General features: G+C 59.7%; 15 protein-coding genes. 10 read left to right on the top strand and 5 right to left on the bottom strand.

What is annotated here, in order from left to right; all coding sequences use genetic code 11:
- Positions 1-9: 9 nt before the first annotated feature.
- The 5 genes from SxD43FB_RS10465 to SxD43FB_RS10485 all read left to right on the top strand — a co-directional run bounded on the left by SxD43FB_RS10465 (position 10) and on the right by SxD43FB_RS10485 (position 6,956).
- Positions 10-285: an HU family DNA-binding protein gene (locus SxD43FB_RS10465; protein WP_096062122.1), complete on the top strand. Its 276-nt coding sequence runs from the start codon at positions 10-12 to the stop codon at positions 283-285.
- Positions 286-589: 304 nt separating this feature from the next.
- On the top strand, positions 590-1,219 hold the full coding sequence (locus SxD43FB_RS10470; protein ID WP_176482744.1) for a sigma-70 family RNA polymerase sigma factor: 630 nt from the start codon (positions 590-592) through the stop codon (positions 1,217-1,219).
- Positions 1,216-2,253, top strand: coding sequence for a FecR domain-containing protein (locus tag SxD43FB_RS10475; protein ID WP_096062124.1), 1,038 nt, complete (start codon positions 1,216-1,218; stop codon positions 2,251-2,253). The genes SxD43FB_RS10470 and SxD43FB_RS10475 overlap by 4 nt, the downstream gene beginning before the upstream one ends.
- Positions 2,254-2,349: 96 nt before the next feature.
- Positions 2,350-4,935 carry a TonB-dependent receptor gene (locus SxD43FB_RS10480; RefSeq protein WP_096062125.1) on the top strand — a complete coding sequence of 862 codons (2,586 nt, stop codon included), beginning with the start codon at positions 2,350-2,352 and terminating at the stop codon, positions 4,933-4,935.
- A complete protein-coding gene (locus SxD43FB_RS10485; protein ID WP_255245680.1) occupies positions 4,932-6,956 on the top strand; it encodes an Atxe2 family lasso peptide isopeptidase in 2,025 nt (674 codons plus the stop codon). The genes SxD43FB_RS10480 and SxD43FB_RS10485 overlap by 4 nt, the downstream gene beginning before the upstream one ends.
- Here the strand turns inward: SxD43FB_RS10485 and SxD43FB_RS10490 are convergent.
- The 5 genes from SxD43FB_RS10490 to SxD43FB_RS10505 all read right to left on the bottom strand — a co-directional run bounded on the left by SxD43FB_RS10490 (position 6,953) and on the right by SxD43FB_RS10505 (position 10,830).
- Positions 6,953-8,677 (bottom strand): asparagine synthase C-terminal domain-containing protein, encoded by a 1,725-nt coding sequence (locus tag SxD43FB_RS10490; protein WP_096062127.1) that lies wholly within the window; start codon positions 8,675-8,677, stop codon positions 6,953-6,955. The genes SxD43FB_RS10485 and SxD43FB_RS10490 overlap by 4 nt on opposite strands.
- A 2-nt stretch (positions 8,678-8,679) precedes the next feature.
- On the bottom strand, positions 8,680-9,330 hold the full coding sequence (locus SxD43FB_RS10495) for a lasso peptide biosynthesis B2 protein (protein WP_096062128.1): 651 nt from the start codon (positions 9,328-9,330) through the stop codon (positions 8,680-8,682).
- A 56-nt stretch (positions 9,331-9,386) separates the two neighbouring features.
- A complete protein-coding gene (locus tag SxD43FB_RS24730) occupies positions 9,387-9,527 on the bottom strand; it encodes a benenodin family lasso peptide (RefSeq protein WP_141249490.1) in 141 nt (46 codons plus the stop codon).
- 127 nt (positions 9,528-9,654) lie between these two features.
- A complete protein-coding gene (locus SxD43FB_RS10500; protein WP_096062129.1) occupies positions 9,655-10,296 on the bottom strand; it encodes a GntR family transcriptional regulator in 642 nt (213 codons plus the stop codon).
- A gap of 6 nt (positions 10,297-10,302) precedes the next feature.
- Positions 10,303-10,830: a helix-turn-helix domain-containing protein gene (locus SxD43FB_RS10505; RefSeq protein ID WP_255245667.1), complete on the bottom strand. Its 528-nt coding sequence runs from the start codon at positions 10,828-10,830 to the stop codon at positions 10,303-10,305.
- 527 nt (positions 10,831-11,357) lie between these two features.
- Here SxD43FB_RS10505 and SxD43FB_RS10515 point away from each other — a divergent pair.
- The 5 genes from SxD43FB_RS10515 to SxD43FB_RS10535 all read left to right on the top strand — a co-directional run bounded on the left by SxD43FB_RS10515 (position 11,358) and on the right by SxD43FB_RS10535 (position 14,457).
- On the top strand, positions 11,358-12,134 hold the full coding sequence (locus SxD43FB_RS10515) for a DsbC family protein (RefSeq protein ID WP_096062131.1): 777 nt from the start codon (positions 11,358-11,360) through the stop codon (positions 12,132-12,134).
- A 217-nt stretch (positions 12,135-12,351) separates the two neighbouring features.
- Entirely contained in the window at positions 12,352-12,666 is a 315-nt protein-coding gene (locus tag SxD43FB_RS10520; protein WP_096062208.1) for a hypothetical protein, read from the top strand.
- A gap of 121 nt (positions 12,667-12,787) precedes the next feature.
- Positions 12,788-13,054: a type IV conjugative transfer system protein TraL gene (locus SxD43FB_RS10525; RefSeq protein WP_096062209.1), complete on the top strand. Its 267-nt coding sequence runs from the start codon at positions 12,788-12,790 to the stop codon at positions 13,052-13,054.
- A gap of 10 nt (positions 13,055-13,064) precedes the next feature.
- On the top strand, positions 13,065-13,700 hold the full coding sequence (locus SxD43FB_RS10530) for a TraE/TraK family type IV conjugative transfer system protein (RefSeq protein WP_096062132.1): 636 nt from the start codon (positions 13,065-13,067) through the stop codon (positions 13,698-13,700).
- A 25-nt stretch (positions 13,701-13,725) separates the two neighbouring features.
- Positions 13,726-14,457 carry a type-F conjugative transfer system secretin TraK gene (locus tag SxD43FB_RS10535; RefSeq protein WP_096062210.1) on the top strand — a complete coding sequence of 244 codons (732 nt, stop codon included), beginning with the start codon at positions 13,726-13,728 and terminating at the stop codon, positions 14,455-14,457.
- Positions 14,458-14,478: the final 21 nt, after the last annotated feature.

A 14,478-nucleotide genomic window follows, 5' to 3' on the forward strand; every position in this document is an offset into this window, starting at 1 on the left:
GGAGCCTATATGAACACGACGCAATTGGTAGACGCGGTCGCAACCCAGCAGGGCATCGGAAAATCGGACGCCAAGAAGATACTCGACGGCCTTATCTCGGCGATCATGGAATCCGCCGCTAAGGGCGAGGAGATCTCCTTAAACGGGTTCGGCAAGTTCAAGATCAAGGATAGCCCGGCACGGGATGGGCGCAATCCAGCGACCGGCGAAACCATCAGCATCGCCGCGTCGCGGAAGCTGACCTTTACGCCCGCCAAGGCGGTCAAGGACAAGCTTAACGGCTGAAGAGATGATGATCCTGGCGGGCTGTCCGCCAGGATCAACAGCAAAAATCTGACTTTCGTCGGCTCGTTCGGTTTGAATATGATGGCCAATCGGTCGCCCGTATTCGGTGTTCGTTAGCCTTGACACGTTCGGTCGCACATGCAGACTGTCTTTGCGGGGCGGGATTGCCGACGGCCTCCCTGTAGATATTCTCGTCAGGCATTATGCACACCCGTCCATCATGGCCGGGTGGCCGTTCCGGATCAAAGCCTCTTGCTGGAGGCAAACGGCGGCACACCAGATTCAGGACCGTCCGGTAATCCGGATGATCTCTGTCGGCTTGTTGCGTTGTATCCATGTCCTATCTCTTCGTTCCGGCAGGATTGCGCCGGGTTATGACTGCGGAGTTGGTCACGCGATGACGTGCCCAACTGATGAGAAGTGCGAGCCAGACGGTTTCCCGCACCAGGCCGTTATCGAGCGGATGTTTCGCATCGAGTCTGCAGGGATGCTACGCTATTTCCGACGGCGGGGCCGTAGCGATGCTGACGCTCAGGACCTGGTACAGGAGAGTTTCCTGAGCCTCGCCAAGGCGCAAGTCAGCGGCGATCCGCTACCCTATCTGCGCCGCATAGCGCGGAACATGCTTATCAATGCGGCACGGCGCGAGACGCGGTGGGGCAAGCTGATAAGTGAAGCACCGTTCGACGAAAAGCACGCAGCGCCAACCCCTCCCCAACAGCATCTGGCGATCGAGGCTAGAGACGTGAAGCAACAGATACAGCGCGCTATCGATCAGTTACCGGAGAAGACCAGGACCATCTATCTGCTGCATCGGAGAGAAGGGCTGAGCTATACGCAAATTGCCCGAAAAATGGAGCTGAGCGTCAAGTCGGTCGAGTATCACATCTCGTCGGCTCTCAAATATCTTGTGCGGGAGTTGGACCAGAAATGAGCGACGAAGAGACGTCCCGCAAAGGGATGGGCAACCAGTTCTACGATGAAGCGGCCGATTGGTTCACCAAGATGCGAGGTCCAGACGCTGAGGTGCATCGGGCGGATTTCGATGCCTGGCTCAAGCGCGGCGCGTTGCATCGTGCGGCCTATAATCGGATAGCGGAAATCTTTCTTGATTCCGATGCGACCGCAGATAGCCAGCCGCGTCCGGCGACACGGATGCGCTTGCGCTTGCTACCGGCCCTGTGCGTGATCGTCCTTGCCGCACTCTGCGCTCTGTCTCTGACGTTTCTGCTCGCCCAACCGGAACTGGGCGACGTACAGGCTGACAACCGATCAAGGCGTGCCCGGACAGCTGTTCCAACAGCTTTTGCTTTCAGCACGATTGTGGGCGAGGTGCGGACCATCGTGCTGGAGGATGGTTCAAGGATCACCCTTGATACAGACAGTTTGCTAAGCGTTGATTTCTCCTCAAAGGAGCGGCGTCTTAGACTTATACGGGGCCGGGCTCGCTTCGAGGTCGCGCATGAACGGCGCCCATTCCTTGTGGCTGCGGGGCTGGGCGTGATCACGGCGCGCGGCACGATTTTCGATGTGCGTGTTGGAGCTGACAGAGAGGTATCCGTTCACCTGCTTCGGGGAGCAATCGATGTGGCGACCCAAGCAAGGACGGCACACCCTGAGCTGTTGTCGCAAATCCAGCATCTACGGCCGGGGCAAGGCACATCCTACACCGAGCAGTTTGCAGCGGCCCAGCCCATCGAGAGGACATCCGATATCCTCTGGCCGTTGGCCCGTGCCGAGTTTGACGATGTGCCGCTTGGCGAGGTGATAATCCAGGCCAACCGCTATTCCTTGGTGCCGATAGAAGTGGAGGACAGCCGCTTGGCCGAACTGAAAGTGTCGGGCGTTTTCTCGCTTCGAGATACCCAGAATGTAGCACAGAAGCTGGCGCATCTGTTTAATCTTGAGGTCCACAGGGAGCCATATCGGATTCTGTTGTCGAAGCCGAAGGGGTCGTCGCTCAAATAATTTTTTGCCTCTGTCTTTAGGGACGCGCGGCTATCGCGCGTGAATGCCTCAAGAGCCCGCCAATTGCAGCAGCGGGCCGTACAAAGGGGCATTTTCATGACTTTTCGGCTTGCGCTGTCGTGCGCCATGTTGACGTCTGTTTCCGTTCTGGCGCTCGGCGCGCCCGATCCGGCATGCGCACAGGAAGCACCGGTCCTTTCCTTCGACATTCCCGCCCAGCCATTGGACATCACGCTACGCGACATCGCCCGCACGTCGGGCACGGACATATTATTTGAGCGATCCGATGTCGGTGCGCTCAAGGCACCCGCGATCCGGGGCACCATGCCCGCCGAAGCGGCGCTAGACCTGGCCGTGCGCGACGTGCCCATCACGATCGAGCGTCGCGATGGCAATATTTACGTCCGGGGATCTGGGAGTCGCGCGGCAGAGACTGTCGATGGCGGCGACGCCATCCTTGTCACCGGTTCGCGCATTGCCGGGGCCGCTCGAACCTCCTCCGTCATTACCGTCGATGCCAAGGCGATGCGGGATGCCGGGCAACAGCAATTGGGTGATGTCGTTCGCTCCATTCCGCAAAATTTCAACGGCGGGCAAAATCCCGGTGTGATGATTGGCAGCTCCAATGAGGGCGATCAGAATGTCAATTCTGCCACGGGGGTCAACTTGCGTGGTCTTGGCGCGGATGCGACGTTGACGCTCCTCAACGGGAAACGTCTCGCCTATGACGCTGTCGGCGAGTCCGTCGACATCTCGGCCATACCGCTGGCGGCGGTCGATCGTCTCGAAATTCTTACAGATGGCGCATCGGCCATCTATGGGTCTGATGCCGTCGCCGGTGTCGTGAACGTCATACTCCATAAGGATTTTGAGGGGCTCGCCGCCTCAGCGCGCCTCGCAGGTGCATGGGACGGCGGCAATCTCGAGCGACAGATATCGCTGGTCGGCGGGCAGCGATGGGATGCGGGCGGGTTCATGCTGGCAGCCGATTATGGCCATAACAGTGCGATTGAGGTGAAAGACCGCCCGTTTATCAGGAACATGAATGGCGGTGCGACGCTCCTACCTGCCCAGACGCACTATAATGTTTTGGCTACGGGCCATCACGACCTGCTGGACAATCTTACATTTGATATCGACGCCCTTTATAACCGTCGGACGTCCTTTACCGGGATCGCCTTCACGCAGGAGGCAGGCTTCACGTCATCGGGATACGCGGTGGATTCACGGCTGGAGTCGTTCGCGATCTCACCGCGGCTCACCTGGCGCTTGTCTCCTGACTGGACCCTGGCCGCTTCAGCGACCTACGGACAGGACAGCAGCAAGCTCGTGACCAGCGGCTACCAGGCCGATGCGCTGAGTTATGTGGGCTATAGTGATTATATAAATGCGCTGGCCGCAGGCGAACTCAATCTGACAGGGGGGCTTTTCAGCCTTCCAGGAGGCGCCGCCAAGATCGCTGTTGGCGGCGGGTACAGACGGAACACTCTGAACTCGCGCCAGTGGACCGTGATGCAGGGCGCGACCCTTCCCGGCGCTGCGTTCGACGAGGCGCGCAGTTCAACCTATCTGTTTGCGGAGACGGAACTGCCGATTGTAACCGCAATGAACGCGGTCGCGGGTCTTGAAAAGCTCGTCCTGACCGGCGCCGTCCGCTATGAGCGTTACGACGAGATTGGCGACATCGCCACGCCTAAGCTCGGCCTGGTCTATGCGCCCACCGCATCAGTTGCCCTCAGAGCGAGTTGGGGCAAGTCCTTCAAGGCACCGACGCTGCGGCAGACCTTTCTCACGCAACGGGCCTATCTGGAATTGCCGAGTTCCTATGGCGCGACCGGGCTGCCAAGCGGCGCCACCGTCCTTCAACTATCGGGCGGAAGCGGCGAACTTAAACCGGAAAAGGCCGAAACATGGTCGGTCGGCGCGACGATAACGCCTGTGCGCGTGCCCGGTCTGCGGATCGAACTCAACTATTTTCACACCGACTATATCGACCGCGTGATCACCCCGTTACAGGGCCGTGCCGGGGCGCTCACCAACCCCATCTATGGCGAGTTGGTCATTGCAAATCCGACTACGGCGCAGGTTGATGCCGCATTGGCCGTCGCGAGCCAGGGGCTCCAGAACTATACCGGCATGCCCTTCAATGCAGCCAATGTCCTGTTCATCGTCGACAACAGAAACAGGAATGCTGCCCGCCAAAAGATCAGCGGCGTCGATATCACGCTGGACTATCGGCTCGAGGCCTCAGTCGGCACCTTTGGCGTCACCGGCAACCTGACCTATCTCGATAGTGCACAACAGCTTCTCCCCGGTCAGGACTTTGTCCAGTTGGCCGGCACCATCTACCGACCACCGCATTGGCGCGGCCGCGCCGGCCTGACCTTTCAGGCGGGCGCTGTCATGGCCGCCAGCTTCGTCAACTATAGCGGCGGCATCACGGATCGTCGAACGACGGACGTCTATAGCAGCGAGGGTATGACCACCGTGGATCTCAATCTGCGGTACGAGCCGAGGTCTGGCGCACTCAATGGCGCGGCAATTTCTGTATCCGTTCAGAATCTTTTCAACGCGATGCCAGACGAGGTTCGCACAAGTGCGGCCTATATTCCGCCTTACGACTCGACCAATTACTCGATTGTCGGGCGCTCGATCGGCATCACGCTGGAGAAGCGTTGGTGATCATAAGCCTTGCCGCAATGGCCCTGGGCGCAACGGTGCCAGCGCTGACCTCCGCCTGCGCCGCTACGACAGCGCCCTATGACGCGTCGACCACCCTGAACAAGGATGTTAGCGCGGAAGATATCGCCGGATTACGGGACATCGGCGTGTCTGACTATGGTGAGACTGCTCCGGGTCTTAGCGTATCTCCCGATGGGCGATGGGTGGCGCTCCAACTCAAGAGAGCCGTGCCATCCATCAATAGCTACTGCCTGGAGATCGTTGCCGTCCCGACCGAAGGCTCCGGCCCTGTACGCGTCATCGACCAAGGGGGTACGCTTTTGCTCAGTGCCGAACCCCGGTTCGAATATGGCCCGGTTTACACCGGTATTCCCGTCGTGGTTCGCCCGCTCTGGTCTCCAGACGGTAGCGCCATCGCCTACCTCAAGCGGGTGAATGGACAAACCAGAGCCTGTGTCGCCTATCTGGATGGACGTGCCTCAACGCTGCTCGATCATGGCTCTGGCGACGCCGTGCGTGTTGCCTGGGGGCCAGACTCGCGGGCGCTGGCGGTTACGGCGGTCCAACTCGCGCAACTTGAGCATGAGCGCGATATCGAAGCCTTGTCCGGATATCATCTGGACGACCGCTTTATCCCATCGTCCAGCAACCGCCCCTATCTCAAAGCTCCCTTCCCGACTGTCACGCGCAACATCGATCTTCCATCTCCCTCGGCCACGACACATAGGCTCGCGCCAGCGACCCCAGCATTTTTCGGTTGGGTTGAAATGACAGGCGACGCCGGGAAGCCACAGGATAGCGTAACAGAGCGGCTTGCTCAAAATGGGGTCATGGCACGGTGTCGCGCCGAAGCCTGTTCGGGCAGGATCGGCAAATTATGGAAAAGCAGCGATGGAAAGGAATTCAGCTTCCTACGTCGCGAAGGGACGGCGTCGGATCAATACGCCCTCTACCACTGGCGGCGTGGCTCGGGAGAAGTCGTTCGCCGCTATCTGACCAAAGGTCTGCTACTGGATTGTCAGCCGACGGCAGGTACAGACCTTGTCTGCGCGCATGAGGAGGCCACGCGGCCCCGGCATATCGTGAGCCTTGATCCTCGCACCGGACGGATGCTCAATCTGTACGATCCCAATCCAGAATTTGCCGTGAAGGCCTTTGGCACCGTCGAACGCCTCTACTGGAAGAACGATCGGGATATCCCGGCTTTTGCAGACCTTGTCCTACCCCCAAATCATCATGCCGGGGAGCGTCACCCCCTTATCATTGTGTCCTACAGCAGCAGGGGCTTTCTGCGCGGCGGAACGGGCGACGAATATCCGATCCTTGCGCTGGCAGCACACGGCTACGCTGTCATGAGCTTTGACATGCCACCAGACATTGGCTCTTTTGCGAAAGGCGTGTCCGCGCCAGAGCGATCCGCCATCAATCGCAAGAATTGGGCTAACCGTCGCAGCGTGGAATCTTCGCTTGAGCGGGGCATAAAGCTCATTGAGGAAAAGGGTGTCATCAACCCTTCGAAGATGGGAATCACAGGCTTCAGCGATGGCTCGAGCAGCCTCTGGTTCGCTCTCATCAACAGTAAGCTGTTTCAGGCAGCGGCGGTCAGCCATTGCTGTGAGGAGCCTGTTGGCTCCATGGCGCTTGTCGGCAGCCGGACGGCCAGATATTTCGAAGAGGGCGGCTATCCTGGGATTTTGCAGGATGATCCAGCGGTCTGGGCGCCTATGTCGGTGATGCGCAATGCCCATCGCATCGATGTTCCGGTCTTGCTGAACCTTTCCAGCGATGAATATCTTTGGTCGCTCGAGACGATACGCGCCCTGCGCTTTCATCATCAGCTTGTGGACGCTTATGTCTTTCCCGACGAATATCATGTCAAACAGCAGCCTGCCCATCGCCTCGCTATCTATCGGCGCAATATTGCCTGGTTCGACTATTGGCTGCGCGACATACTGCCGCCCCAACGCGACGAGCGGTCCCGGTGGCAAGAGATGCGCGGTGATGCGGGTCCATCGGGCTAGCGGCGCTTCTCAGCAACGACCGATGTGGCACGCCCATGCCAATGGGTGCACCAAGCCTCCGCATCAGCCAACTGCAATAGCCTGCGGCACTGATTGACGTCCTGCGCTAGGATATTCGCCATCGCTGTTTCGACCGCGGGACGATCGATGATGCCTTCTCGCGCAAGATGTCCATCAAGAAGGCGTTCCTTCATTTGTGGCAAATAAGTTTGAAGCAGGAGCGCGGAGAAGCTTGCAGGACCGGGCTTTCCTCTCCGTGCCAGGATATCTTCGGGAAGACGGTGCCGGAACGCCTCGCGGGCCACGGCCCTGTTCTGTCCCCCTTGAATCCAGTGCCAGCTCTGGATCGCCAGGCAAGCCTCGAGAATCGGTTGCGCCATTAGCGGCGTGATCATCGGTGGGACATTTGTCTGGAACGGGTTCTCGATATGCTCCTGCATGCGCAAGATCATCGCGATATGGTGCGCCTTTCCAGGCAAGGCATGGGGCGGACAGTTCAGCCAGGGATGTTTGGGGGCAGCCGACGCCCGACCGGACTTCAGGAAAAGGTTCGACATCGGCCAGGCATAGCTGGTCGGCTTGCGAGCGCGCCGCCATAGCCCCATGATCGCCTCTCCCAGGGAGCACCCCGTCAGCAGGCTCACATTTTCGAAGGTGGCCAATATTTCCAGCAGCGACCTCTTCGCCTTCAGACAGTCAAGGATGGGGGTCGCCGACATTGTGAAGGAAAATATCTGGTCGCCGCCATTGCCGTTGATGAACATGTCGGCCCCTACCTCCTCTGCCGCCTTGGCGGCGAGATGGGACATGCTTTGAAATAGGGGACGACGTTTGGGATGTGGTAGATAGGGCGCCGCACAGCCCGCAACGCTGACATGATCCGTCTCATATTGCGCCTCGAGAAGGGCAAAGCCGAAATGATCGGCCACAATGGCTGCATATCGACGCTCGTCGCCGGAGGGGTCCGCTGTAGAAATGGTCAGGCAGGCCGTCTCGACATTGGCTGCGGCCAAGGCGGCCAGCACAATCGAAGAATCAAGCCCTCCTGATGCGAGGCACAAGGGCTTTCGATAGGATGACACCAGGCTTGCGACGGTCTTGCAGATGGTGGTCTCGAGCTCTTCGGCGACGCGCGCCTTGGATATCGCAGGCTGGAGATGACAATGATCCCACGGCGACCAAAAGGGATGCTCTATGGGCCTGGGGTCGGTGCAATGCAGGTACATGCCTGGCCTGAGCTCATATATGTCTGCAAGGCAGGTCTTCTCGTCATGGAAGCCCTCGGACGCGATGTTGTCCAAGAGCATGTCCCAACAGACTGCAAAGGAATCAGCCAGGAGATCGACATCATTGCTGACGAAAAGATGGCCCTTTTCCTGCCGATAATAGGCCGGTAGTGCGCCTGATGGGTCGCGCGCGATGATCGCGCCCCTCTGCAGGATCGCGACGTAGCTGCCCCAATAGTCTTTGGCCAATTCGCTCGGGCCAGGGCCTGTCTCTTGGCCGTGACAACGATCGAGGTTCGCGGCGCGATAGTCCCGGTCGAACAGTTGTCCAAGCACGACGCCGGCGCCGTTCGGGAGCAGATGGCAGGGCATGTCTGTGTCGCTGCCAACCACGATAAGGTCATTCTGGAATATGGTGGCCATGCTCCGTGCCGCCAACACTGCCAGTACCTCATCCCTGTCATGCGCCCCTGTGATCAGCAAATAGCGTTGCATGGTCAGGCAGCCAGGACAGGCGTGAACTGGCCCACAAACTCGTGATGGTCGTTGAGCACCGTCACGCCTCGCTGCAGCCAGCAATGGGCTTCGAAGGGGAACAGGCGTACGCCAAAGACCAATGCGGCCCGATGACCGTTTCTCTCCAGTCGGCGCCGTAAGGCGATGGAGGTCGAGAGGCACCTCCCCTGCTCCTTGAACAGACGATTGGAGGCGAGAAAGTGCGTTACCATTTCGGCAATTTCGTCATCATATTTCGGCGTACGCTCGTAGAGCGCATTTGCGTTTGCACCGTCGAGAAAGGTTGAGAGCGGGCGTGTCCGTAACGCGCCTGCGATCCACAGTCTCTCTGCTGCGGTCCACAGGGACAGGCTACCAAACGCCAGCGCGGACGGCGTTGCCGCTAGCGACGCTGTGGCAGGCGGAACCTTGACTGCGGCAATCTTGCCGACCCCGTTGCTCTGCGTGACAATCCCGCTCTCCAAAAGCCGTTGCACGCCGGAATCGTCTCCCAGACCGTCACGTGTAAGGGCAAGAAAGACGCCATTAAGCTCTGGCGAAATGCAGAAATATCGGTCCTGTGCCGCGTCGAGAAAAACAGCGCGTTCCCCATACAGACCAAAAGAGAGATGCTCTCGCAACATAAGACCCATCCCCGTTCTCCCACAGCATAAGAGGGGGCGCACCTTGGGTACGCCCCCTCCTACGTTCAGTCTTCGGTGAGCCCCATGCTCCGCTGGATCTGGGGGTTGAGCGTGTCATCGTTGCCAACGCCGGCCCCTTTGGTCAGGACCGACGCAGTGCCCAGATCGATGATGTCGCGCGTGTCGACATTGTCTTCCTTCTTCATCGCTTTACTCCTTGCTTGCTGCCGTCGATTGAGCGGCAAGGAGGAAGGTAAGTCCTGGCGCCTGATATATCGCAGCGCATAAGCCGCCGATCTGGCGGGATTGCTCGTGCCGACTCCGCCCGCGACGCTACCCCCTTAAATCACGCGACAATCGCGACGCGATGGCTGCCTGATGAAAGACGACGGCTTGCCTCAAGCGGCGATGATGCGCGAGAATCTGTCGCGCAAGACGAGTACGATCGCGGATGACCGCGAGCTTCAGCAACGCCTGGCCTTCCTGCCTCGCCCGCCGGCTCACCAGGCACTGACCGAGTCGCAGGATATGGAGTTGATAGACCGTCCTCTCGCCCCAACCGATGATGACCTGGTTTTCTGTCGCGCGGAACAGATAGGAGAGAGCTGTTTCCAGCATGTTCGTGGCCTGGTCTGCGTCAGGTTCCCCTCCTGCATAGGCCGACGCTTTTTCAATCATCGCGTCGGGCGACAGACGCTGCAGCCCAATGATGAGAAGTTTCTGGCTGGCGTCGATGACATCCAGCATCATCCGCTCGTCGATTACGGAGGCGTGAAAGCCACCCTGGGCCGTGCAGATCAAACCCTCGCCAACCAAACGATACATGGCTTCTCGTACCGGCGTGACGCTGGATTCCAGCCTCCTTGCAAGATCGGTTGCGGCTAATCTCGACCCCGGCTTGATCGTACCATCGAGGATATCGCATCTGATGCGCTTATATACGCGCTCATGGGTGACCGGATCGGAGGGCGCCATTGCGAGCTAGGCTTTGTCCGGCCGCTTCGACCACCAACGTGGCGTCAACTTTGTCTGGATCCGCTTTATGTTTCTCTCGGCGATGAGATCGATGCACTCGCGCTCAAGTTCGCTGAAATCGCCATAGGATAGCTCTCGCGGAAACTCCATGTCCTGGCTGCTGAAGAGCAGTGGCAGGAAAATATGTCCCGTTGATAGCCGCAAATATTGCGCGCACACGACATGGTCGTCGAGGCGCGAGCTGGGATTACCAGCCTCAATCTCCCTTAGCCACCGCATGCTGATACCGACCTCCCTGGCAAACTGGGACTGGGTCAGACCGCTGCGGCGGCGCGCCTGCTCGATTCGTCGGCCCGACATCTCCTTGACGAAGTCCAGGAGGGGACTTGTGGTCACAGCTGGCGCTCGTTCTGGTGACATGCGCTTTCCCTCATGGAGAACGAGCCCGCCACGGCATCCCTGTGCGCCAACTACAGGAAAAACAAGGAAAGCTTCAATCGAAACAATCGCCGATCTGGCGACGCCGATAGTCATTCCGCCCCCGGGAGCCGCAGGACTGACAAGCAAATCCGGAAGGACGCCACAAATAAAATCAGGCACTTGGCGGAGAAATCGGCAATAAAATGCCGATTAGGCAGTCTATTTCTCATTCAGCATTTCAATGCCCGATCGGCAGTGAAGTGCCCGCCCCGTTGCACGGCGATCTCCCATCTCGCATTCCTTTGCTGGTGAAGAGGCGGACCCAGCAGGCTCCACCCAAAGCACGACTGTCGCTCTTGAAATGAAGGGATAGACCATGGTCTTGATATCGGCGCTTGCCGCGGCGACTGCGCTCGCCCTCTCGCCTTCCTGCCCGCACGTGACGGGTGTGGCCGGGCACTGTCCTGACCTGCCGATGGTGCACGCCCGCCAAATCATGTCGGACCCGGAGGGCTTCTCCATTCACGACATGCGTGGGGCCTATCGCGTGAGGGCTTCGGGCGTCTCCCCCATTAAACTTGGATCGCATCTCAGACTGCAGGGCGTCTTCCGCCAACGCGCAATCCAGAGGGAGGCCGGTCATGCAGCGCGCTGATCCGTTCAAGGGGCTGTTTTGCCTTTTCGGCGCGGCGTTCAGCTCCATCGCGCTCGCCCAGGCGTCCCCGGACGCCGTGCTGCTTTCCCAAGCGGCCGCAAAAGCCGAGCAGCAGCTGCGCCAAAGCTTCATCAATCTTCAGTTCGACGACTTCCGCCTCTCACCGGTTCGCGGGCCCCTCTACCAGGCCAATGCCGGCGGCCGCATGGTCTATTATGCGCCCGAAAGCGACAATGTGCTTTTCGCGGCGATCTATGATCGCAACGGCGTCAACCTGACGTCGCTGGAGCAGGATGCAGCGGCGCGAAAAAGGCTGGCGTCGCTGGACCGATCGCAGGCATTGGTCATGGGTCCTCCCGACGCACCCGACGTCGTCGAATTTACCGACCCCGACTGCCCCTATTGTCGAGCACTCGACCGCTATTGGGCGACCAAGGCTGCGGAGGGCAAACCGGTGCGGCGGCACATCTTCTTTGTGACCGGCATTCACCCGCAAGCGGAGGCGAAGGCCGAACATATTTTGTGCGCCGCGGACCCGGAAAGCGCCTTCAGATCGATATATAGCGGCGCGACGCCAGAAACGCTGACCAAGTGCGAGAGCGGGCATGCGCGTGTGTCAGCGCATGGCAAAGCCGTTGCGCAAGTGGGCGTCTCGGGGACGCCGACCCTCATCCTGGACGGCAAGATCCTCTCGGGTTTCCAGCAAGCCGAGATCGAGGCTTTTCTCGATGGGCGTAAGGCGCGCGATCGTGCGAGCCGCTGACCCCCGGGACCAGGTCTCAAGACGATCAAGAATTTTGGCGGCCATCGCGCACGGCCCCGCTGCTGTCTACAGACCGGCAGCAGAGTCAGGCGCATGGACCGGAATGCCGATGACGCAGCCCCTGCAGGGTCATCCAGCTGCATCATCGGTCGACAGCGATCACGATCGCGGCCGGCAGGCACAGCCAGGGATGGTCCAGTTCAACGGAGGAAATATCATGCATACGCAATTGGGAAAGCGGCTCCTGTCTACCGCGGATTTTGGTATCGCGCTGCTGCTGATTGGCATCGTCGGCAGCGCGGCCCATGCGTTCTCGGCACCGGCCCAGGGCGACCTTGGCTACGACATTTACGACATTGTCGTGAACCAGGGCGTGAAGGGACCACTCGGCTTTGTCGGTGGCGTTGCCGCCTTCCTGTTCGGAGTCTCGCGGCTCTTTTCCAACATCATGATCGGCATCCCGACGATCGTGGCGGCGGTCTGCCTCATCAAGGCGGACTCGATCCTCCAAACCTTCGGCATGACCATCTGAAGCCAGTTTCCGACGGTTAGCGGACGCTAGTCCGCCCCGTCGCAAACGAACCGGGGGCCGATGGTCGGCTCTTGGAACGATGCCCCGCGCGGGTGTCGTAAAGCAGGAGGAGAAGGGACAAATGGACGAGCGTCTGCCCCAATATCTTCACCGTCCCGTCCAGATCCTCTGGTTCGGATCGGATGAATTCATACTGGTCATGGCCACCATCTTTGTCGCCGTCATCGTCGGCGGGCTGATCGGCTGGATGCTCATCGCGTCCCTTCTCCTTTTCATCCCCTGGAAGCGGACCAAGCCGCGCGGCTTTCTGCCGCATCTCGCCTGGCGCTGGGGGCTACTGCGCTTTTCGCATTATCCGGGTCCCACGCAGACCCGCTTCTTCGAGTGAGGGTCACGAGATGCGCATAAGAAGCACCGCCCGACAGCCAGAGCTGGACCCGCTGATGGGCAAGCCGGCAAGCTGGGGCATCCATCGCTATCTGCAGGGCTCCTCGAACCTGTTCGAAGAGAACCGCCTGCTTAAATTCGCTGTCGTCGGCCTGTTCGGCGTCACTAGCGTTCTTGGCCTCGTCATCTATTCTTCTAACCAGAACCAGCGCACGGTCGTCGTTCCCTTCGGCGCCTCCGGTGATCTCTATGTGACGGGCAACACGCCATCGACCGCATATCTGCGCACCATGACCCGCAATATCGTCGCCATGGCGGGCACCTATTCGGCTTACTCGGCCGATCGCCAGTTCCAGGAGCTGCTGACCCTCGTTCACCCCAGCGCGTTCAACAGCGTCCGCGATAGCCTCAATGGCATATTGGACGAGCTTGCTGACAATCCGACGCTGTCGATCGCCACCTATATCCGGGCCGATCAGCCCGTCACCTATACCGAGCGCGACATTGTCGTGCCGGTCGAGAAGGTGCGCGTCATCGGCGGCGTGATCCGCAAGTTCCGGGGCCTGCTGCGCATTCGCTATGCGCTCGACAACGGTCGCTTCTGGCTGACCGCGCTCTCCGAGGAGAATTTCAATGCGGAAAGCTGACATGCTGGGTCCCACGGCTGCGCTGATGATAGCTGCGCTCCCTGCCGCCGCTTTGGCCCAATCTCAGCCGATCGTTGCTTTGCCTGATCAGTCGAGTGCGATCCGTCTCTCGAACCGGGACATCAATCACCTTATCTGTGTCGGCGGCGAGATTGAGGATGTGAAGTTCTCAGCCGAAAAAGCGATCGCGGTGGAGCGCGCCGGCGCCGATGCCTGGGTCAAATTCCTGGTCAAGGAAACCGACGATGCCGGCCAGGTAGCCCGCAGCTTCGTCACCGCCCCGTCGGAATTTTTCGTCGCCTGCAACGGCGCCATCTACCCCCTTTATGCCGAACCCGCCGATATTCCGGCGCAGACGGTAACGCTCGTTCCAGGCACCAGACAGCGCGCCAAAGCCAATAGCGAATTGCTAGGGCCTCTAGTCGAGGAAGAGCGTGCGGTGTCGATCACCCTGTCGCTGCTGCAGGATCGGATACCGGCAAGCTTCTCAGACATCGCGCCACGCAACGACGCGTTTTCACTGACCGGCCTGGACGGCGCCGATCTTGTCGAGCGCCGGGCCGTGCAGATCGAAGGCGCGGGCCTCTCGGCTTCGGAATATCTCATCCGGGCTGCACATACGATCCACCTCGATGAACGGCTGTTCCTTGATGCAGCGCTTGGATCGACGATCTTTGCGATCACCCTCGACCGGTCCGATCTCAAACCCAATGAGACCGCGCGCCTCATCGTTATACGCCGGGGAGAACAGCCATGACGGAGCGCAAGAAGGGGCCGA

It is taken from the genome of Sphingobium sp. D43FB (genome assembly GCF_002312805.1).
In the GTDB taxonomy this organism is placed as follows: Bacteria; Pseudomonadota; Alphaproteobacteria; order Sphingomonadales; family Sphingomonadaceae; genus Sphingobium.